The sequence below is a fragment of the uncultured Gemella sp. genome (genome assembly GCF_963529685.1).
GTDB lineage: Bacteria > Bacillota > Bacilli > Staphylococcales > Gemellaceae > Gemella.
The window spans coordinates 1-19,199 of record NZ_CAUSAI010000004.1 but is presented as its reverse complement, the minus strand read 5'-3'; the positions used below and the strand labels follow the sequence as shown (position 1 = coordinate 19,199).

The window sequence follows — 19,199 nt, the reverse complement described above, 5'->3', positions numbered from 1 at the left end:
TAACGTTTTGTGTTAAAATTTAAGTAATAGACTTTTTTAGTTATTATGATATTGAACAATTTTGGGAGCTATTAACCTAAGAAATAAAGCACTTTAGTTTCTTAATTTATTCTCCCGTATAAAAGGAGCTATTTATGATTAAACTCTATAATACTTTAACAAAACAAAAAGAAATACTGAAAACAATTGAAGAAAATAAAGTAAGAATGTATGTTTGTGGACCTACTGTGTACAATTATATCCATATTGGAAATGCTCGTCCTATTATTGTCTTTGACGTAGTACGCAAATATTTAGAACACAGTGGTTACGAAGTAGATTTCATTTCTAACTTTACCGATGTAGATGATAAGATTATTAAAGCCAGTAATGAAGAAGGTATTTCAACAAATGAACTTACTGACAAGTACATTTCTACCTTCTTTAAAGATTATGATGCCCTAGGATGTAAAAGAGCAACAAAAAACCCTCGAGTTACTGAATATATGCAAGAAATAATCAACTTCATCGCTAAACTTGTTGAAGAAGGATACGCATACGAAGCTGATGGTGATGTCTACTTTAGAACACGTAAAAAAGAAGACTACGGAAAATTAAGTAAGCAATCTATCGACGATTTAATTAGTGGTGCTCGTATTGAAGTCGGTGAACACAAAAAAGATCCTCTAGATTTCGCATTATGGAAAAAAGCTAAACCCGGTGAAGTTAAATGGGATAGTCCATTTGGAGAAGGTCGTCCTGGTTGGCATATTGAATGTTCTGTAATGGCAAAAGAAACTCTAGGTGATACAATCGACATCCACGCTGGTGGACAAGACTTAACATTCCCTCACCATGAAAATGAGATTGCACAATCTGAGTGTCATAACCATGCACCATTTAGTAATTATTGGATGCATAACGCCTTTATTAATATTGATAATGTTAAAATGAGTAAAAGTTTAGGTAACTTCCGCCTTGTAAAAGATATTATCGCCGAAATAGACCCTATGGTACTTCGTTTATTCATGTTAACAGTTCACTACAGAACTCCAATTAACTATACATTAGAAAATATTGAACTTGCAAAAACAAACTTTGAAAAAATTAAAACTTCTTATCAAAACTTACAATTCAGATTAAATAATGATATGACTGATGAAAAACTAGATACAGATGTTGTAGTATTAGTTACAGAAGAGTTAAACAAATTTGAAGAATATATGCAAGATGATTTCAATACAGCAAATGCACTTTCTTCTTGGTATGAAATCGTAAGAATATCTAATTCATACACAGCAAAAGAAGCTGTCAACAAAGAAACTCTAGAGCTAATCAACGCTGCATTTGAAACTTATAGTTCTATTCTTGGAATAAACGTAAAAGAAGATAATACACTTGATAGTGAGCACATCGAAAGTTTAATAGCTGAACGTGAAGAAGCTCGTAAAAATCGTGATTTCGCCTTAGCTGATAAAATTAGAGATGACTTAAAAGAACAAGGAATTATCCTAGAGGATACTAAACAAGGTGTACGATGGAAAAAAATGTAACTTTTAAATTTACTGAAAAAAACTTCGCAAACCCTAATCAAATGCAGGCACTTACCCTTGCTTACATTGGTGACAGCATCTATGATATTATGAGTAGAGAATACGTTATGAAAAATCACTTAGGAAAAATAAATGATCTTCATAAGACAGTTTCTACAATCGTATCAGCAAGAGCACAAGCAAGTTTTATGGAAAATATGCTAAGTAATAGTATACTAACAGAACATGAAGAAAAGATTTATAACCGTGCAAAAAATCAAAAAAACAACTCTAAAGCAAAAAACGCAAGTATTATGGAGTATAAACTTGCTACAGGTCTAGAGGCTGTATTCGGCTATTTATATTTAGAAAAAAACTTTGAAAGATTGGAGGAAATGTTTAACTACATAATAAAATTATATGAAGAAAAACAATAAGCATTATAAAGAATTAAGACTAAAAAACAAAGAACAAAAACCTCAAGTTGAAACTTCTGAGATTGATTTAGATAAAGAAGTTATTGCTGGACGTAACGCTATTCTTGAAGCTATAAAATCAGGACGAGAAATTAATAAGATTTTATTCCAAGAAGGCATTGAAAAAGGAAGATTAAAATCTATTTTCGCTATTGCGAATGAGAAAAAAATCATTTGCCAAGAAGTTCCAAAGCGTAAATTAGATAATTCAACCACTGAACGTCATCAAGGAGTAATCGCATATGTTGCACCTTACTCATACTTTGAACTTGATGAGGTAGTAAATAACCTAGAAATTAATAAGGATACTACTCTACTAATTTTAGATCACATTGAAGATCCACATAATCTTGGAGCAATAATTAGAACTGCTGAGGCTAGTGGTGTTAAAGCAATAATTATCCCTAAACGTCGTGCCGCTGTAGTTAGCCAAACTGCAGTTAAAGCATCTGCAGGAGCAATTGAACATATGCCTGTTATTCGTGTATCAAACCTAACTGATGCTATTAAAAAGCTAAAAGAAAAAGGATTCTGGATTGCGGGAACTACACTAGCAGAACGTTCTGAAGATTATACAAAAATAGCAAAAGATGTACCACTAGCTATAGTAATCGGTAATGAAGGTGAAGGAATGAGTAAAGTTGTTACTAATGAATGTGACTTCTTATATCACCTACCTATGTTAGGTAAAATTCAAAGCTTAAATGCTTCTGTAGCTGCTGGTATAATAATGTACGAAAGAATTAAATCTAATGATTAAAATATTAGAAACTAAAGAAGAGCTTAACCTTGGTTTTGCTCTTCGTATTGAAGTATTCGTTAAAGAACAAAATGTTCCTATTGAACTAGAATTAGATGACAAAGACAACAGTGTAGATACAATTCATATAGGATATTTCCTCGGCAATATTTTAGTAGGAGTCGCTCGTCTTATCGATATAGATAAAGACGTTATTCACATTGGACGCGTTGTTATTGATAAAGAATACCGCGGTCAAGGTATCGGTCGTAAGCTTATCATTGGTTGCGAAAACATAGCCAAACAAATTCTAAAAAAAGAAGTAATTATTGAACTTAGTGCTCAAATTCGAGCTGAAAAATTCTACGAATCATTAGGTTATAACCGAGTTAATGATATGATATATTTAGATGCTGGTATGGAACATGTAGATATGAGGAAAGTAATTAATTAAATTATTAAAGGAGGACTTTTTATGAAAAAACAATATTTATTTATTGATGGTTATAATTTACTTTTTCGTATGAAAGAATATGACTTAATAAAAAGCTCTACCTTCCCTACCGAACGTGATATTTTAATCGATATATTACGTGAATATGCAGGTGGAAACAATTATATTGTCTACTGCGTATTCGATGCCTATTTAACTCGTTCAAAAGAATATATTAAAGAAGAACCACCTGTCAGCATTGTTTATACAAAAACTGGAGAACGTGCAGATCAGTGGATAGAAAGAAAAACTCGTGAACTAAGAATTGATCACTTTATTGATATCATTGTAGTTAGTGATGATCATGACGAACGTGATACTACACTAGGATATGGAGCTATCTTGCGTGACTGCCATATGTTTATAAAAGAGTTAAAGGATAGAAAACAAAATGTTTCTAAAATAACAAAAAAACATAATTCTAGGGAATTAAAAAATAGGCACATTCGAATGAGCGATAAAGATAGAAGAAAACTAGAAAATTTCATAAAAAATGGGAAATTTTAAAACTAAAGAGATGGACTTATAAAATTCATCTCTTTTTTTAATATTTCGAAAAATTCAGACTCTAATTTAAATAAAGCTAATTTCAATTTTTCCTTTGTTTGAGATTGCTGTTATTTGTTTTTCCTTAGAGATTGTTGTACTTTTACTGTAATTCACCTGATAATCTTCCTTACTACCTAATATCTTAGCAAATATATCACCGGCATCTGTTACCAAATCCATAGAATTCACCTTAATTTGATCTACTATTATTTTCGCATTATTTTTTGTTTCAATTACTCCATTTTTTATAGTATCCTTAGTAATTTGTACCTTTTTATTATCAGTAGATAATTTAAGATTTTCTACTTCAGCACCATCAACAACTATCTCATCATTACTATTAACAACTAAATTCCTAACATTCACATCAAATATTTTTGAAGTCGCATCTCTATTTTCTACACTAATACTTTTATACACTTTTTTAGGAAGATATATTGTTAGACTATTGTCACCTGATTGCTCTGCAGTAGAATTAATATTAAGTGAATTATTCTCTATAGAATATTTATAATTCCCCTTAAAATTTCCTTTTATTAAAATTGTTTCATTATCGTGATAATAAATTTTAACATTATTTTTTTCTATGTTAATTTTAATACTATCTATCCTTTTTTCTCCAATCCATTCTTTAAAAACCTTATTAGAAGAATCCTTTGCAACGTTAGTTTCTGTATCTTCTTTACTGAACCTTACACATCCTGTCGCTATTGATATAATAAATATTCCAACAACTAATATTCTTAAAAATTTTTCCATAGTAATCCCCTCCCAAGTTCAGAATACTCCTATTTAATATTAATGTCAAATAAAATAAGCAGGACATCCCTAAAAGATTTTCCTGCTTTTATCTTTATAAAATTATCTCATTGTAACGAATTCTTCTGAACCAGTTGGGTGAATCGCTACTGTGTTATCGAAATCACGTTTTGTTGCTCCCATTTTAATCGCAACAGCAAAACCTTGAATCATTTCATCAACACCATATCCAATTCCGTGTAATCCAATAACTTTCTCGTCTTCACCAACAGTTACTAGTTTCATAAAACATGGTTGTCTGTGGCTAGTTATTGCAGAATACATAGGTGTAAATGATGATTTATAAACTTTAATATTTTCTTCACCAAACTCTTTTACAGCTTGTTCTTCTGTGTATCCAATAGAACCAATCGCTGGGTGTGAGAATACTACAGTGGCTACATTAGTATAGTCTAAATGTTCTTCTGGTTTATTATTAAATAATCTTTCTGATAGTCTACGTCCCGCAGCAACAGCAACCGGAGTTAAAGCTAAACGTCCTGTTACATCACCTACTGCATAGATACCTTCTACATTAGTATTTTGATATTTATCTGTTGGAATAAATCCACGTTCATCTACTCCCACACCTGCTGCTTCTAAGTTAAGATTTTCAGATAATGGTTTTCTGCCGATTGCCCAGATTAATAAGTCAACTGTAGTTTCACGTCCATCTTCAAGCACTAAAGTAACACTATCATCATCATTTTTCACAACTTTTTTAGGAATAGCATTAGTGTGAAGAGTCGGTCCTTCTTCGTTTATTACTTTTACTAAAGTATCTACTATATCTTTATCAAAAGTTCTTAATGGACGATCGCGACGTACAAACAGATGAGTATCAACGCCTAATCCGTTGAATACTCCTGCAAGTTCAACTGCGATATATCCCGCTCCCACTACCGCAATACGTTTTGGCAATTGTTTTAATGCGAATACTTCATTAGAAGTAACGCCAAACTCAGCCCCTTCAACATTAGGGATAGTTGGTTGTCCACCAGTCGCTATTAGTATGTGATCAGCTGTATATTGTTCACCATTAACTTCAACCGTATTTTTATTTACAAATTTAGCATATCCTCTCACTAAATCTACTTTATTATTGTTTAATCCACGTTCATATGATCCATGAATTCTATCAATATATGCAGAACGATTGCCTACTAATTTTGAAAAGTCAAATTCCACATCTCCAAAATTAAATCCATAATCATTAGCATATAATTTTAAACTTTCAGATATTTGTGACGCATGCCACATAACTTTTTTAGGAACACATCCAACATTTACACATGTTCCTCCTAATTCATTACCTTCAATTAACAATCCTTTTACACCATACATTGCAGCTCGGTTAATTGAAGCTATTCCTCCGCTTCCTCCACCGATTGCAATATAATCATAATGTTTTGCCATGTTTTCACCTCTATAATTGTAGTATAGCTTTTCTATCAAAGATTAGCACTTAATATTAATGATTTTTAATAAATTAATCTAATCTCTATATTTCATATTATGCTACATTTAATAATTAAATTCAATAGATATGCTTACATTTGTAATCAAAAATTAAAAATAATTATGAATAAGTTTTCACTCAAGCATTGTTAATGCCAAGAATTTTTATTTATGATATAATTTTAACCATAAATGAGGTGATAATATGTTTAACTATATAGAAAAATTAGACTCTATAGAACAATTTAAAATATTAAAAGAAGAAAATGAAAAAATTGTTTTTGTATTTTCTGCAAGTTGGTGTCCTGATTGCATCATGCTTGATCGCTATTTAGAAGAAACGATGAACAAGTTTCCAGAAATAAAATTTATCTACGTTAATCGTGATGACTATCCAGAAATAGCACAAGCTCTTGATATTTTTGGTATTCCTTCTTTTGTAGGTTACAAAAATAATGTCGAAGTTAGTCGTTTTGTTTCAAGACTTGCTAAAACACAAAAAGAAGTAGAACAATTTTTAGAAAAAATTTAGTGAAAAAAGGGAGTGACTCAAAAATCGTGATTTCTTAAGAAATAAGATTTTATTGAATCACTCCCGTTAAGTTTATGAGATATCTAAAAAGTTTTTATAAAGCGAATTTAAATATCAATAAATCACTACGTTTATGAATTTTTATATAAACTTTGTTAAGATTTAAGGCTTTTGGGGTAGTCCTTATTTTTACCTTAAATAATACAATGGACCTAAAATTTTTCTAATATTTTCTGTCGATTCAAACTCCAAATTCAGAACATCGTCTACGGTTTTTATCTTATTATTCTCTATCATCTCTTTTAATGATGATGGAACAACACTCAATTTAAACACTGGTGTAATCTTCAAATCAGAAGTTGGAACAATATTATACAAATCATTCTCCTCAATTTTTTGACCAAGAAATATTTCTTTAGTTCCTTTATCCAAATTAACTTTCACATTCTTATTAGCTATAAAATAAGATATTTTATACCCTGCTCTCGGTTCAACAATTATCTTATTATTTTTAGTAGCATCCCCAATACTATTAAATTCATCAACTTTTAAAATATTCGATGAATTTTTCGATAGATTAATATTTCCTGCAAAAGTATATTCAAATTCTACATTAAATAACTTTCTATAAACTGCATTAAATTCAATATTCTTCCCTTTTTCAGTTACAACAGCACCTATCTCATTCGTTTGTAATAGCCTATTCTTAGATACTCTTGTATTTTCTGAGTTCTCACCTGCGATTAAATAATCACCATTAGCTTGCCAACCTAAAAATTCTTGTTCAGTAACTCCCGTAGCAGTTGGTAAATTAATCATACTATCTATCCTTGAACCAACTAATACGTCTTGACCATCAGATAAGAATTTATCTATTCCTCTTCCTACAAATTTAACATTGACCCATTCACTTTCTACTTTTTTAAAGTAAATTTCTAGTACAGTTTCAGTTGTAATATACTCATCATCGTTTACTACCTTTTTATTAGATCTGAACAGTACTTCATATCCCGAACTAGGCTTAATCTTTTTACGTAACTCAGCTAGTAGTTCCCCTATTTTCTTCGTTTCAGGCCATTCTAAGTCCTTATCCTTAATACTATCATCTACTTTACCAAAACGTTTATTATAGTCATCTTGACGAATCTTTATAGTATTTACATTTTCTTTATAATTAGCCTTAACTATAATGCTATCATCCACTTTAAATTCTGATAAATCTTTAATATCTTTAATTTTTGAATTATCACTTGCATTTAATATAGTATATGAATCTACATGATATTTTTCTTTATCAAAAAATTTAGTATCTGTCTCACTTAATTTTTGATCTGTTAGTAAAGTTACCTCTTTCTTAGCCTTACCATTATCCAATACCACTTTTGTATTATATTTAGCTTTTATTTTTATATTATTTCCTAAAACTTGTGAATTCGTCACTTCTTTCTCATCAAGATAATAACCAGAAAATTCATAATCAGAGTTTTTAGAAACTACTTCTTTTATTTCATTATCTCTTATAAAGTTTGTGAACGTTACACCTTTTTTTATTAAATACTCCTTTGTATTTTCCTTAAACTTCGATGGATACTCTAAAGTTACTTTATTCCAGTAATCTTTATCTTGTGACAGTTTTACCTCAATCTTTTTAGCTAAATATGGAAGCTCAATGTTTTCAGAATTAATTTCTTTACCATCTATTAGAATAGTCGCTTTATTGTAACTATAATATTTATCTGGACGATAATACTGTTCAATTTCATAAGGAAGAATCGGTACACTTTCGTCCTGCGGAGCATTTCTTAACTCAATAGTTCGATTTACTACTTCTTTTTTCCCTTCTGTTACAACTAGATTGATAGTTTTTTTAGTAAAATATACTTTACTTGATTTTGAATATTCAAGATTCTCTATATTCCCCTTATCATCAATATCATAACTCATAACATTCATGATTATTCTACTATTTGGAACAAGTAATTTAAGCAAAGTTTTATCAACTATCTTACCTGTTCCACTTTTTTTTAATTGTATTCTAAACAGTTCACTCGGAATATTATTATTATCTAGTGAATAAAAAATTAAATAATTATAAGAGTTCTTTTTATAACTTAGTAATTCAGCACTATACTCTAGTTCTTCCATATTACTTTGAATTACACTATTCTTTATAACAGGAGGAGAATAACTTCTAGTATTAGAAAATAAATCAAAATTAAAAATATTATTCCTTAGTACTGTATCCATTACAGTTGTATTATAATCAGTAAAATAGTCTGCTTTGGCCTCTGAATTTATAGCCATAAGAAAGCTACTGCACAACAATCCAGACACGACAAACTTACAATATTTCAACATTTCTCCTCCTCTCTAATTACCTTCTTTTTTATATTATACCATAATCCTTAACAACAATTATATAAAACATTATTAAAATAAACTTAAATAAAACAATTATTGCTAAAAAACTATTTTATATTTACATAATTCAACAAATTACATCAAATACACTAATGTTTACTAATAACTATATCCATTATATCCATCACAAAATTGACCTATAAGTGTGGTACTTCACTTATAGGTCAATCATTCTTTACAAAATGTTAAATTAAGCCTCGCTTATATTTTCTAACATTATCTGATCATTAGATATACTAACTTCATCATATTCGTAATCGTCTGCAAAATCGTACGAATACTCCTTATATAGGAACATCTCATTAGAGTAGTCTAAAAACTCCTCTTCCGGAGTTAAAAACTCTATTTCGTTATAACTTTCATCAGCATAATCTGATAAAATTTCATCTTCATAGTCTATTTCAGTATTGAAGTCCTGGGAATATTCATCATCTTGCCCGTACCTGGGATCCGGTGACTCCAAACTAGATAAATTCATCGTATACATAAAAATCTCCTTAAATATCTTTTTTTTATTAATACATATTATACAAAATAGTTTTAAAATTTACAAGTAAAAACTATAAGTTTTTTAAAATAATTTTCCTTACTTCATCAAGTGCTTCAATGCTTGTTCTATAGCGGATTAACTCCCTATCTCCAGTAAAAATACATTTTTTTACACTCACTTCACCAAAAGCATAAATTCCTATATACACTAGTCCAACAGGTTTACCACTCTCATCACTATTAGGTCCTGCTATTCCTGTTGTTGCAATAGCAAAGTCACTTCCTAACCTATTAGCAACACCTAGTACCATCTCTTTTGCCACTTTTTCACTAACAGCACCATATTTTTCTAAAGATTCTTCTTTAACTCCTAATGTTCTCACTTTAGATTCATTTGAATAACATACTATTCCCTCAAGCAATGAATTTGAAATCCCACTTTTCTCTACTAGCATAGAAGTTATTTTACCACCAGTTAATGATTCAGCTGTAGAAATAGTAAAGTTATTCTCAACTAATAAGTTTGCTACTACACTATTCATTTCAGTTTGAGAGCTAGAGATATTCTCATCACCTACTAGGTAAATATATTCACCAACTCTACTTTCTATCACATCTAGTTGTCCTAATATTAATTTTTCACATTCACTCTCTTCATCCGAGCTTGCAGTTATACGTAATAATACCTCTCCTGTTTTTGCATATAGTGCCAAGGTTGGATTAGTTTGGTTATCCATTATGTCTTTTATTTTCGTTTCTAGTAATGATTCGCCAATTCCGTAAAATCTTATATATTTAGAAATAAATTTCTTGTTACTAAATTTTTCTAAATACGGTTTTACACTTTTCTCAAACATATCTCTCATTTCACGTGGAGGTCCCGGTAATAGTATGATACGTTTGTTATTCTCCTCGATAATTATTCCTGGAGCAGTTCCACAGAAATTCTCTAATACTATTGCACCATCAGGAATTAAAGCCTGTTTTTTATTATTTTCTGTAATAACAGTTCTTCCTGCTCTTGTCAATCTCTCTAGTATTTTCACCCAAGAATATTCATGGAAATAAAAATCTCTACCAAAAAACTCCGCAGCACATTCCTTAGTTATATCATCATCAGTTGGCCCTAATCCTCCTGTAATAATAACAGTATCATTTTCTAAAAATGCAGTTTCTAATGTTTTAAGTAATCTTTCCCTATTATCTCCTACTGTTGTCTGCCTATATACACCTATCCCTAATGCAGCTAGTTCTTTCGATAAATAGGCAGTATTCGTATTTACTATATCTCCTAATAATAACTCTGTTCCCACAGAAACTAATTCAACTTTCATAATAATCACCTCACAAAAATTAATTCTTTATATCCTTTAACTATATTCTACATCAAATTTACTAAAAAATAAATAAAGTATACTTGAAATAATACTAATCTTATACTCTAATAAAAAAAAGTAAAATTCTCAAGATTTATAATTCTCGTAGAATTTTACTCTATTAAAACATTATTCTCTATTCGTGTAAGATTGATGTAGTTCTAATTGATCTCCCATAAGCTCTTCAATAGTAACCATCTCAAAACCTTGTTCAGTTAAATACTGTAAAATTAATGGTAGTGCATCAATAGTTGTCTGATGAACATCGTGCATAAGGATAATTGAACCGGGTTGCGCCTTTTTGACTTCTTTCATTATAGAAGCAGTATTACGATTTTTCCAATCTAGTGTATCTACATCCCAAAGAATAAATGACTGATCGACCGCAGCTTGAATAGTCTCATTTATTGCTCCGTATGGTGGTCGCATAATATGAACATCTAATCCACTCGCTTTTTTCAACGCTGCTGTTGTATCATTAATCTGACTTTTAGCTTTTTCTAAACTTATTTTTGTTAGTACCGGATGATCCCAAGAGTGATTCCCTATTTGATGCCCTTCTGCTACAACCTGTTTAACTATCTCCTCGTTACCTTCGACAGCATGTCCAACCATAAAGAATGTACCTTTTGCATTATACTTTTTAAGAAGTTCTAATGCGATAGGCGTTGTTTTTGGACTAGGTCCATCATCAAATGTTAAAGCCACAGCTTTTCTATTTTTCTTTTTAATGTAAGTCTGATATTTTTCTAGATCTTCACCTTTCAAATAACTCTCATTTATATATTTGTACAAATCATTAATAGAAATTTCTACTGAATTAACATCTCCAACTTTTGGTTCTATATTTATATTAAACTTAGAATCATTAAATGCAAATTTCCAAGTTGCCATATCTTGATCTCTCAATTTATTTATTATCGTTTTAATGTCATTTTCAGATATTCCCTTCAGCGCTAACTGTTGCTTAATCTTAAATAAGAATTTATTTTTAGCATCATCAGGAGATTTGAAAAGACTTGATAAAGTGAAGGTTTTACCATCTTTTTCTGTATACGAACTTAATAAAATTTTAGTTGAAATGGGTCCTACTTCATAATCATTAATTTTATGTGAAACTTTTTCCAATGATAATTCCGTCACATTAGCAAATTTTCCCTCTTCTTCTTTGCTACCATAGAATATTATTTCCTTAATATTTTTACTGAAATTCAATTCTCCTTCTACTAAGTCTTTAGTTTCGTCATCTAAACGAGATTTCACTTCGTTTGCCTCCGGTGTATTCGAATTTGGATAATAAACTTTAACATATTTATCTCCAATCCAGCCACTTTTAGCCTTACTATCTTTCGCTAAATCTGACTTATCAGCGGCTTCAACAGTTTTTTTCACTTGTGATTGAAAATTATATTCCTGCCATTTCTGATAAGCAGTATCTCTATAAACAAATAACATCGAACATATTGCTATAACTAAAATCCCTAAGAAAACACCTAATTTCTTCATTATTTCCATTCCCTTCTTGTAATCTCTTTTATTACAATTTAAAAATATAAATTAATAAAACGTTTCACCAATTATTATACATCAAACTTAACAATTAAACTAGAAGGAATTTAGTAAATACTGTATATTTTTTAATTTTCTAAATAAAAAAAGAGTAACTCTAAGATCTTTTTTCGAAAAATAAGATTTTTGAGTCACCCCTGCACAGTTTATTGGATATTTAAAAAGCTTTTATAAAGCGAATTTAGATATCAATAAACCACTGCGTCTATTAGTTCTTATATGAACTTTGTTGAATTTCAGAACTTTTGAGCCCCATATCAACATCTCTTTTATTATTTATTTTGCATTCTGCGCCCTTTTTTATCGAAGAATTTTTTATCTGTACCATGGCGTTCATTGCGCCCCTTTTTATCACGACCTTCCGAACGACGACGTCGATCATTCCCTCTATTAGAACGTTTACCTCGTTCTTGTTTACGAGGCAGAGGTTTTTCAAATGATAATTCTACATCTACTTCTTTTTTATCATTGATTAATTTACTTAGTAAAATTGTAATTACTTTTTCCGCATTTGTTTCAGCCAATAGCTTATTAGCTAAACTATTGAACTCAACATGATTATTATCTACTTCAGAAATAACTTCTTCAAACAATCTATTGTGACGAGATTTTTTCACTTCATCTTGTGAATACGGACGTAACATCTTCATTCTCTCACCACGAGAATTTTCAATATCTTTTAAGTACGGCATTTCTACAGGATTTAAAAATGTTATCGCAACCCCAGATTTCCCTGCACGCCCTGTTCTTCCTATTCTATGTGTGTAGCTTTCTACATCTTGAGGAATATCAAAATTATACACGTGTGTAACATCGCTAATATCAATTCCACGAGCAGCAACATCAGTTGCTACAAGAATTTGTAGTGAGTTATTTTTAAACTTACGTAAAATTTCTAAGCGTTTTGACTGAGTAATATCTCCATGAAGACCTTCTGCTAAATAACCTTTCGCTATTAATGCACTTGATAGCTCATCAACTCGGCGTTTAGTTCTTCCAAATACAATTGCTAAGTTTGGATTTTGTACATCTAAAAATCCGATTAATGTTTCTAATTTTTCATTTTCTCTAGCAATAGTTGCGAATTCTGTAATATCCGGCTTAAGATCTTCGTCACTCATTGTCTTTATAAGTTTATAATCTCCCATGAAATCTTTAGATAATTCCATAATTGTTTTTGGCATTGTAGCTGAGAATAACAATGTCTGATGTTTTGAAGTTATTTTTGATAAAATAAACCTAACATCTTCTATGAATCCCATATTTAGCATTTCATCCGCTTCGTCTAATACTAAATGTGTTAATGCTTCTAGTTTTATTGTTCTTCTATTGATATGATCGATTACACGACCTGGTGTACCCACTATTATTTGTGGACGTTTTTTCAAGTCCTGAATTTGTCTTTCTATACTCGTCCCACCAAATACAATACTAACCTTTAATCCTTTTGCTCTTGACATTAGGCGAAGTTGTTCACCTACTTGTTGAGCTAACTCTCTTGTTGGAGCAAGGATTAATGATTGTAATTGGTCATTTCGCCTTACTGTATCTACTAACGGTATTCCAAAAGCACCTGTTTTTCCTGATCCTGTTTGTGCTTGAGCCAAGACATCAATTCCAGATAATACATACGGAATCGTCTCTACTTGAATACCAGTTGGAGATATGAAATTCATATTGGTTAGTGACTGAACCGTCTCTTGACTAACCCCTAATTCTTCAAATGTTGTCATTTATTTCTCCTTAATTTCAATTTTATATACTGTCTTATTTATACAACCTGTTAATTATAGCATGAAAATTGAAAATAATAAAGAAATAAGCGTACATAATTTATAGTTATAGGAGTGACTCAACAAAATCTATTTTCAAAATTATGATTTTTGAGTCACTCCCACCTATCTTCTTTTATTACATATTTTTATTAGTAATCTCATCGATTTTCTTAGCAATATTCTTTATACTTTGTCCCGAATTACTTAGATTATTCGTATAAATTAATAACATATAATCTTCATCACCAAATACTATTGCAGTATCGTGATAATTAGCATCAAGAGCACCGTATTTACTCGCGATTTTTTTATTTGAAATACCTTCTTTAATCCATTCTCCCTCATCAGAATCTTCAAGATACTTAATTAATTCAGGATACTTATCACGTTCTTTATACAATTTCGTCCAAACTACTTCCATCATTGCTGGTGTAATTCTATTATTTTGTGCTTCTTCTTGTGGTAATGTCACTCCAAGTTCAGATAAATATTTAACTACAAATACAGATGCTGTCGCACTATTCCCCATCAACATATTAGTCGCAGTATTATCCGAATATTGAATCATATTTTGAATAACATACTCCAGCTTGTAACTATCTTTCTTCTTATTATTAGTTATCTGTCCATTACCATCTTCTAAAAATTTCTCGTTATAATATATATCGGCATTTTTAGATAATTCCCCTTTTCTTATACGATCATAAATTTTCATAGCATAAACTACTTTAATCGTACTTGCCGCTGTAAAGTAGTGATTGTCCTCTTGCGAATATCTATAACCTGTAGAAAAGTTTTTATAAACAATACCAATTTCATTATTACCTTTATATTGTTCGATAACTCTGTCTAAAGTTTCATTTAATTCTGTATCACTAAGTTTCTTGTTCTCCACTACCGGCTCTTCTTTTTTATTTTCCTCGTTTTGTGCCTCTTGCTTCGCCATTTCTTGCTGCTTAATAGCATCTTTTCTAGCCTTTATATGACCACCAGCAGAAAAAACTCCATAAATAACTAAAATCACCGCTGTTGATTCAATTATAAACTTTAAAATTCTCTTCCCAGTCTTTTTCACTACTCTACTCACATCCTCTTTCCATATTCTATTACTAGTTTACTACACATTAACTTTTTTCTCAATACCTACCAAAAATATCAGATAAAATAATAAATACACGCTATCTAGAAAAGAGTAACCCAAAATTAGTATTTTGAATTACTCTTGAAAATTATATATCTGTCTTTAGATAAAAATCTTGTTCTGATATTTTCTCAAATCCCATGTTTTCGTACATGTATTTAGGCGTATCATTCGCATCAACAACTAAAAGAACATTCTCCTTACGCTCATTATCAATAGCATAACTAATAATATGCCTAGCTATTCCAAGATTCCTATATTCAGGTGTTATATAAAGATTATCAATTTCGAAGAAATTATTCTTAACTATAATATTAGCAGAACCAACTATTTTCTCCCCGTCTTTAGCAACGAGCTGTTTAATATTCTCTGATCTAATATCTTCATATAGTAAAGTCTGATTATGTTCAGCCCATTCTTCATTACTAGCCTCAATATCTATTTTATATTGAAAATCTAAATATCTGTTTAAATCAACTTTTTGAAGATATCCCACAGAAAAATCACTTAACTCTTGCTCTATAAAATCTTTAATATTTAAATAATACAAGTTTAAATTTATCTCGTTAAAACTTTCCTTTTTTAGATATTTTTTCAATTTTCTGGACAATTTCACATTCTCTAAAGCTGCTAAGTGAATAAAATTAACACCTTTATCCTTAAAGAAATTTCTACAAGATGAAATATAATATTCTACTTCATCAATAGTAGTCGGCTCTTTTTTCATCAATAAATAATTCCCACTAAAATACAGTTTCGATTTAATTGTTTGATATATTACATAACTATCAGTTTCAACAACCGACTTTGCCCTAGAATAAATATCTTTAAAACTATAATCCATACTTAACACCTCCTATTCTTAACGTATTTCGATTACATATCAATGTTATTAATGATGTCCATGTGGTCCGTGATGACGTTCAAAATGATTAATAATATCAAGAACTCGTTCACTTCCTGTTAAGTCATACACATTTCTTAATGTTTCTAAATACGTTGGATCATCATGTAATACTTGGAAATAAGTAACTACTTCTTCTTCAACAAAATCAATATAGTCTTCTTCCTCAGATAATGCATTTAATGCCGCACCTAAAAGGATAGGATCTTCTTTAATCTCAGCATTATCATTATATAGACCATAAATTTTATCATATTCAAATAATGACTTAAGCGCATGTATTGTAATAAATAAAGTTTCTTCTGAAATACCTTGAGTCGTTAACACCTCTTGCATAAGAGTACGAATATTATCATATTGTTGATCTTCTTTATATAACGTAATTAAATGAAGATATCCACTAATTGACATTCCTTGTAACTCAACATACTTCTCTAAATACCCCTTAGCTTCATCTCCTTTAGACATATGCCCTAAATGTAAATATGCCTCTGTAAAATCTGGATCTAAAGCAATAGTTTTTAGTAAATTCATCTTAGAATTTTCTAAGTTTTGAATTTGATTATACGCAAATGCTAAAGAGAATAGAATACTTGCATCCTCATATCCACGTCCATGCTCATTATAGAAGTTAATTGCCTCTTCAAATAATCCCAAAGCAAATAAATTATCAAATGCAGTTTGGAAATTTTCTAAAGTAGGTTCTTCATGGAAGATTCGTTCGCTTAAACTTTTAGCCTTATCTTCTCTTCCAGTCGCTAAATAAATACCTACTAATTCTTTGTCAATAGCACGAATTGCCTCATTAAAATCTGTTCCCGCTCTAGCAGTTAAAAACTTATCTTCAGCAATCTCATACAACTCATCTTCTAAATAAATCAATCCCTCTTGATATAAAATCGCTGGAGTTTTTGGAGAATTATATAATACTACTAATGCATCATCTTTTCTATCCAAATAAAGCAGATTATGTACATACCCCTCAATTGCAGTATCTTCTTCTCTATTTTGCTCATAAATAACTCTAGATAATTCTAAACACTCTTCAAATAATCCATTATCTAAAAGTACTGTACGAAACTCCTCTTGTTGCTCTCTATCTAATTCATAAAGATCAATATTTTTTAATTCCTCTAAAAATTTTTGTAAATCCATCTAATTATCTCTCCTTGCTAATTTATTCATTATAAAAGTTAATTCACTTTTCACATTAGGATTTAAATTCTCTATACTAATCTGAGCTTTTCCTAAATATCTTCTACTCACATCCAAAGTGTTCATCAAAATCTCTTCATCATTTTTAATAAAATTAATTATTTCTTCCTTATCTTCATCGGTAGTATCTCTAGTAAAGTCACTAAATAACTCAGAATTTTTCTCTTTTGCAAGTAGGGCTGGTAAGGTAATATTCCCATTCATTAAATCCTGTCCAACCTCTTTACCTAGATACTCAATTCCTCCAGCAAAGTCTAAATAATCATCTACTATTTGATAACTCATTCCTAAATAATAACCATAAGAAAAAGCACTACTTATGTTTTCATCAGAAGCTTTAGCTACAATACTTCCAGCCACACAAGCAAAAGCTATTAATATCGCTGTTTTCCTCTTAATTTTCTTTAAATAATCTAATCTACGAGTATTAATATTATACAGACCATCTTCTTGGATTAGTTCTCCAATACAAAGCTCTTTAAGCGTATCTGCTAAATAATAATGAATTCTTTCATCATCAAATCTAGCAACCTCTCTTAAAACTACCGCAAAAAGATAATCCCCAACACGAAGGGCAAATTCATCTCCATACTGTTTGTTCATTGTAACACTTCCACGTCTTGTCTCAGCATTATCAATAATATCATCATGAATCAGACTCGCAGTATGAATAATTTCTACTATACTAGCCATTCGAATTATATCTTTTTTATTCAACTCAAAATTTCCCAATTTGGCGCACATAAGTAAAAGAAGGACTCTAACCCTCTTTCCTCCATTTAGAAAATACTTCTTGATAATTTCATTTAATCTATCATCTTCACTTCTAGTAATATCAAAAATATCTTCTAATACATCATGTACCAAAATTTCATACTGTTTTAACATCCTATTCTCCATTAATCTTATACAAAGACCACCGCTTTACTATCAAATTCTTGAAACTCGATATTATAAAAATTAAACCATGTCTTTATTATACTCAAATAAAACTCTTCCTCACTCATTCTCTTAGTAAGAATTTGAAAATACCCAACTCGCATAGTTTCAGTCAAAATACTTAACTTATCCAAATCGTCTTTTAGTAAACTATAATACTCAAAACTAAAATAATCTCCAAATAATATTGACTTTGATTCAATACGATTTGAGCAAGCACCATGGCTGTACAAAGAACTTAAAGCACAAAAAATAGCCGTATTATATCTCTCATTATTAAAACTATATTTCTCTATAAAAGGTATAATATTTAATTTTTCTATTAATCTTTCATTATAATTATATTTTTTCATAATAAATCCTTCATTATTTATCTGTATAAATTATACCACAATATTGCAATTTATTAAAATTTGATTATCTATTTTCTAGATAAAAATTTTTATACATTGAATATCCCTGATGATAATAAAAATTAAGAGCAACCTTAAAATCATGATTTAAAAAATCACTATCATAAAGTTACTCTATAAATTTATTCATTTTTGAAAATTAATATATTACTATTCAGTATATCTATATCTTTTCTACAACTAATTCTGTGTCTTTATTATTTAATATTTTTATTGTATTTAATTCGCTTATTAATATTAAAAACATTACTAATGTAAGAATTGCTTTAGTAGAGATATTATCCGTATTATTGCTAATCATACCTAGAAATATATAACAAATTATACTATTATGCCAATTAGATCTTTTCATATACTCCGAATTTTTAAAGTTTATATAAAGACTATATAAACTTATTAAT

General features: G+C 29.8%; 19 protein-coding genes. 6 read left to right on the top strand and 13 right to left on the bottom strand.

Annotated features, from left to right (window positions below):
• Positions 1 to 134: 134 nt before the first annotated feature.
• From cysS to RWS90_RS01285, 5 genes are read left to right on the top strand one after another with little or no spacing between them, the layout of a single operon-like run.
• Positions 135 to 1,532, top strand: a complete 1,398-nt coding sequence (gene cysS, locus RWS90_RS01305; protein WP_314548140.1) for a cysteine--tRNA ligase — start codon at positions 135 to 137, stop codon at positions 1,530 to 1,532.
• Positions 1,517 to 1,948, top strand: coding sequence for a ribonuclease III domain-containing protein (locus RWS90_RS01300; protein WP_314548139.1), 432 nt, complete (start codon positions 1,517 to 1,519; stop codon positions 1,946 to 1,948). The genes cysS and RWS90_RS01300 overlap by 16 nt, the downstream gene beginning before the upstream one ends.
• Positions 1,932 to 2,747 (top strand): 23S rRNA (guanosine(2251)-2'-O)-methyltransferase RlmB, encoded by an 816-nt coding sequence (gene rlmB / locus RWS90_RS01295; RefSeq protein ID WP_314397263.1) that lies wholly within the window; start codon positions 1,932 to 1,934, stop codon positions 2,745 to 2,747. The genes RWS90_RS01300 and rlmB overlap by 17 nt, the downstream gene beginning before the upstream one ends.
• Positions 2,740 to 3,180, top strand: coding sequence for a GNAT family N-acetyltransferase (locus RWS90_RS01290; protein ID WP_314548138.1), 441 nt, complete (start codon positions 2,740 to 2,742; stop codon positions 3,178 to 3,180). Before rlmB ends, RWS90_RS01290 begins: the two co-directional genes overlap by 8 nt.
• 21 nt (positions 3,181 to 3,201) lie before the next feature.
• Positions 3,202 to 3,726: an NYN domain-containing protein gene (locus RWS90_RS01285; protein WP_314548137.1), complete on the top strand. Its 525-nt coding sequence runs from the start codon at positions 3,202 to 3,204 to the stop codon at positions 3,724 to 3,726.
• A 66-nt stretch (positions 3,727 to 3,792) separates the two neighbouring features.
• Here the strand turns inward: RWS90_RS01285 and RWS90_RS01280 are convergent, their stop codons facing one another.
• Together RWS90_RS01280 and gorA are read right to left on the bottom strand one after the other, a co-directional pair.
• Positions 3,793 to 4,527 (bottom strand): hypothetical protein, encoded by a 735-nt coding sequence (locus tag RWS90_RS01280; protein WP_314548136.1) that lies wholly within the window; start codon positions 4,525 to 4,527, stop codon positions 3,793 to 3,795.
• 102 nt (positions 4,528 to 4,629) lie between these two features.
• On the bottom strand, positions 4,630 to 5,982 hold the full coding sequence (gene gorA, locus RWS90_RS01275) for a glutathione-disulfide reductase (RefSeq protein ID WP_314548135.1): 1,353 nt from the start codon (positions 5,980 to 5,982) through the stop codon (positions 4,630 to 4,632).
• A gap of 247 nt (positions 5,983 to 6,229) precedes the next feature.
• On the opposite strand from gorA, the gene RWS90_RS01270 reads away from it, so the two are divergent.
• Positions 6,230 to 6,556: a thioredoxin family protein gene (locus RWS90_RS01270; protein WP_314548134.1), complete on the top strand. Its 327-nt coding sequence runs from the start codon at positions 6,230 to 6,232 to the stop codon at positions 6,554 to 6,556.
• 189 nt (positions 6,557 to 6,745) lie between these two features.
• Here RWS90_RS01270 and RWS90_RS01265 read toward each other — a convergent pair whose 3' ends face one another.
• From RWS90_RS01265 to RWS90_RS01215, 11 genes are all read right to left on the bottom strand, one after another.
• The gene (locus tag RWS90_RS01265; RefSeq protein ID WP_314548133.1) at positions 6,746 to 8,914 is read right to left on the bottom strand and encodes a hypothetical protein; all 2,169 of its coding nucleotides are present in this window, start codon (positions 8,912 to 8,914) and stop codon (positions 6,746 to 6,748) included.
• A gap of 253 nt (positions 8,915 to 9,167) precedes the next feature.
• A complete protein-coding gene (locus tag RWS90_RS01260) occupies positions 9,168 to 9,464 on the bottom strand; it encodes a DNA topoisomerase IV (protein WP_314548132.1) in 297 nt (98 codons plus the stop codon).
• A 73-nt stretch (positions 9,465 to 9,537) separates the two neighbouring features.
• A complete protein-coding gene (locus RWS90_RS01255; RefSeq protein ID WP_314548131.1) occupies positions 9,538 to 10,800 on the bottom strand; it encodes a competence/damage-inducible protein A in 1,263 nt (420 codons plus the stop codon).
• A 171-nt stretch (positions 10,801 to 10,971) separates the two neighbouring features.
• On the bottom strand, positions 10,972 to 12,348 hold the full coding sequence (locus RWS90_RS01250; RefSeq protein WP_314548130.1) for a polysaccharide deacetylase family protein: 1,377 nt from the start codon (positions 12,346 to 12,348) through the stop codon (positions 10,972 to 10,974).
• A 335-nt stretch (positions 12,349 to 12,683) separates the two neighbouring features.
• Complete coding sequence (locus tag RWS90_RS01245) at positions 12,684 to 14,144, bottom strand: DEAD/DEAH box helicase (RefSeq protein WP_314548129.1); 1,461 nt, start codon at positions 14,142 to 14,144, stop codon at positions 12,684 to 12,686.
• Between the two features lie 178 nt (positions 14,145 to 14,322).
• The gene (locus RWS90_RS01240) at positions 14,323 to 15,261 is read right to left on the bottom strand and encodes a serine hydrolase (RefSeq protein ID WP_314548128.1); all 939 of its coding nucleotides are present in this window, start codon (positions 15,259 to 15,261) and stop codon (positions 14,323 to 14,325) included.
• Between the two features lie 154 nt (positions 15,262 to 15,415).
• Positions 15,416 to 16,171, bottom strand: a complete 756-nt coding sequence (locus RWS90_RS01235) for a GNAT family N-acetyltransferase (RefSeq protein ID WP_314548127.1) — start codon at positions 16,169 to 16,171, stop codon at positions 15,416 to 15,418.
• Between the two features lie 48 nt (positions 16,172 to 16,219).
• Entirely contained in the window at positions 16,220 to 17,386 is a 1,167-nt protein-coding gene (locus RWS90_RS01230) for a slei family protein (protein WP_314548125.1), read from the bottom strand.
• Complete coding sequence (locus tag RWS90_RS01225; RefSeq protein ID WP_314548123.1) at positions 17,387 to 18,334, bottom strand: polyprenyl synthetase family protein; 948 nt, start codon at positions 18,332 to 18,334, stop codon at positions 17,387 to 17,389.
• A gap of 17 nt (positions 18,335 to 18,351) precedes the next feature.
• The gene (locus RWS90_RS01220; protein ID WP_314548122.1) at positions 18,352 to 18,738 is read right to left on the bottom strand and encodes a hypothetical protein; all 387 of its coding nucleotides are present in this window, start codon (positions 18,736 to 18,738) and stop codon (positions 18,352 to 18,354) included.
• 223 nt (positions 18,739 to 18,961) lie between these two features.
• On the bottom strand, positions 18,962 to 19,199 hold a 238-nt coding region (locus tag RWS90_RS01215), incomplete at its 5' end, for a hypothetical protein (protein WP_314548120.1).

Excerpts from the sequence above, each read along its gene's own strand:
- cysS (WP_314548140.1), top strand. The coding sequence starts at position 135 with ATGATTAAACTCTATAATACTTTAACAAAACAAAAAGAAATACTGAAA.
- RWS90_RS01300 (WP_314548139.1), top strand. The coding sequence starts at position 1,517 with ATGGAAAAAAATGTAACTTTTAAATTTACTGAAAAAAACTTCGCAAAC.
- rlmB (WP_314397263.1), top strand. The coding sequence starts at position 1,932 with ATGAAGAAAAACAATAAGCATTATAAAGAATTAAGACTAAAAAACAAA.
- RWS90_RS01290 (WP_314548138.1), top strand. The coding sequence starts at position 2,740 with ATGATTAAAATATTAGAAACTAAAGAAGAGCTTAACCTTGGTTTTGCT.
- RWS90_RS01285 (WP_314548137.1), top strand. The coding sequence starts at position 3,202 with ATGAAAAAACAATATTTATTTATTGATGGTTATAATTTACTTTTTCGT.
- RWS90_RS01280 (WP_314548136.1), bottom strand. The coding sequence starts at position 4,527 with ATGGAAAAATTTTTAAGAATATTAGTTGTTGGAATATTTATTATATCA.
- gorA (WP_314548135.1), bottom strand. The coding sequence starts at position 5,982 with ATGGCAAAACATTATGATTATATTGCAATCGGTGGAGGAAGCGGAGGA.
- RWS90_RS01270 (WP_314548134.1), top strand. The coding sequence starts at position 6,230 with ATGTTTAACTATATAGAAAAATTAGACTCTATAGAACAATTTAAAATA.
- RWS90_RS01265 (WP_314548133.1), bottom strand. The coding sequence starts at position 8,914 with ATGTTGAAATATTGTAAGTTTGTCGTGTCTGGATTGTTGTGCAGTAGC.
- RWS90_RS01260 (WP_314548132.1), bottom strand. The coding sequence starts at position 9,464 with ATGTATACGATGAATTTATCTAGTTTGGAGTCACCGGATCCCAGGTAC.
- RWS90_RS01255 (WP_314548131.1), bottom strand. The coding sequence starts at position 10,800 with ATGAAAGTTGAATTAGTTTCTGTGGGAACAGAGTTATTATTAGGAGAT.
- RWS90_RS01250 (WP_314548130.1), bottom strand. The coding sequence starts at position 12,348 with ATGAAGAAATTAGGTGTTTTCTTAGGGATTTTAGTTATAGCAATATGT.
- RWS90_RS01245 (WP_314548129.1), bottom strand. The coding sequence starts at position 14,144 with ATGACAACATTTGAAGAATTAGGGGTTAGTCAAGAGACGGTTCAGTCA.
- RWS90_RS01235 (WP_314548127.1), bottom strand. The coding sequence starts at position 16,171 with ATGGATTATAGTTTTAAAGATATTTATTCTAGGGCAAAGTCGGTTGTT.
- RWS90_RS01230 (WP_314548125.1), bottom strand. The coding sequence starts at position 17,386 with ATGGATTTACAAAAATTTTTAGAGGAATTAAAAAATATTGATCTTTAT.
- RWS90_RS01225 (WP_314548123.1), bottom strand. The coding sequence starts at position 18,334 with ATGTTAAAACAGTATGAAATTTTGGTACATGATGTATTAGAAGATATT.
- RWS90_RS01220 (WP_314548122.1), bottom strand. The coding sequence starts at position 18,738 with ATGAAAAAATATAATTATAATGAAAGATTAATAGAAAAATTAAATATT.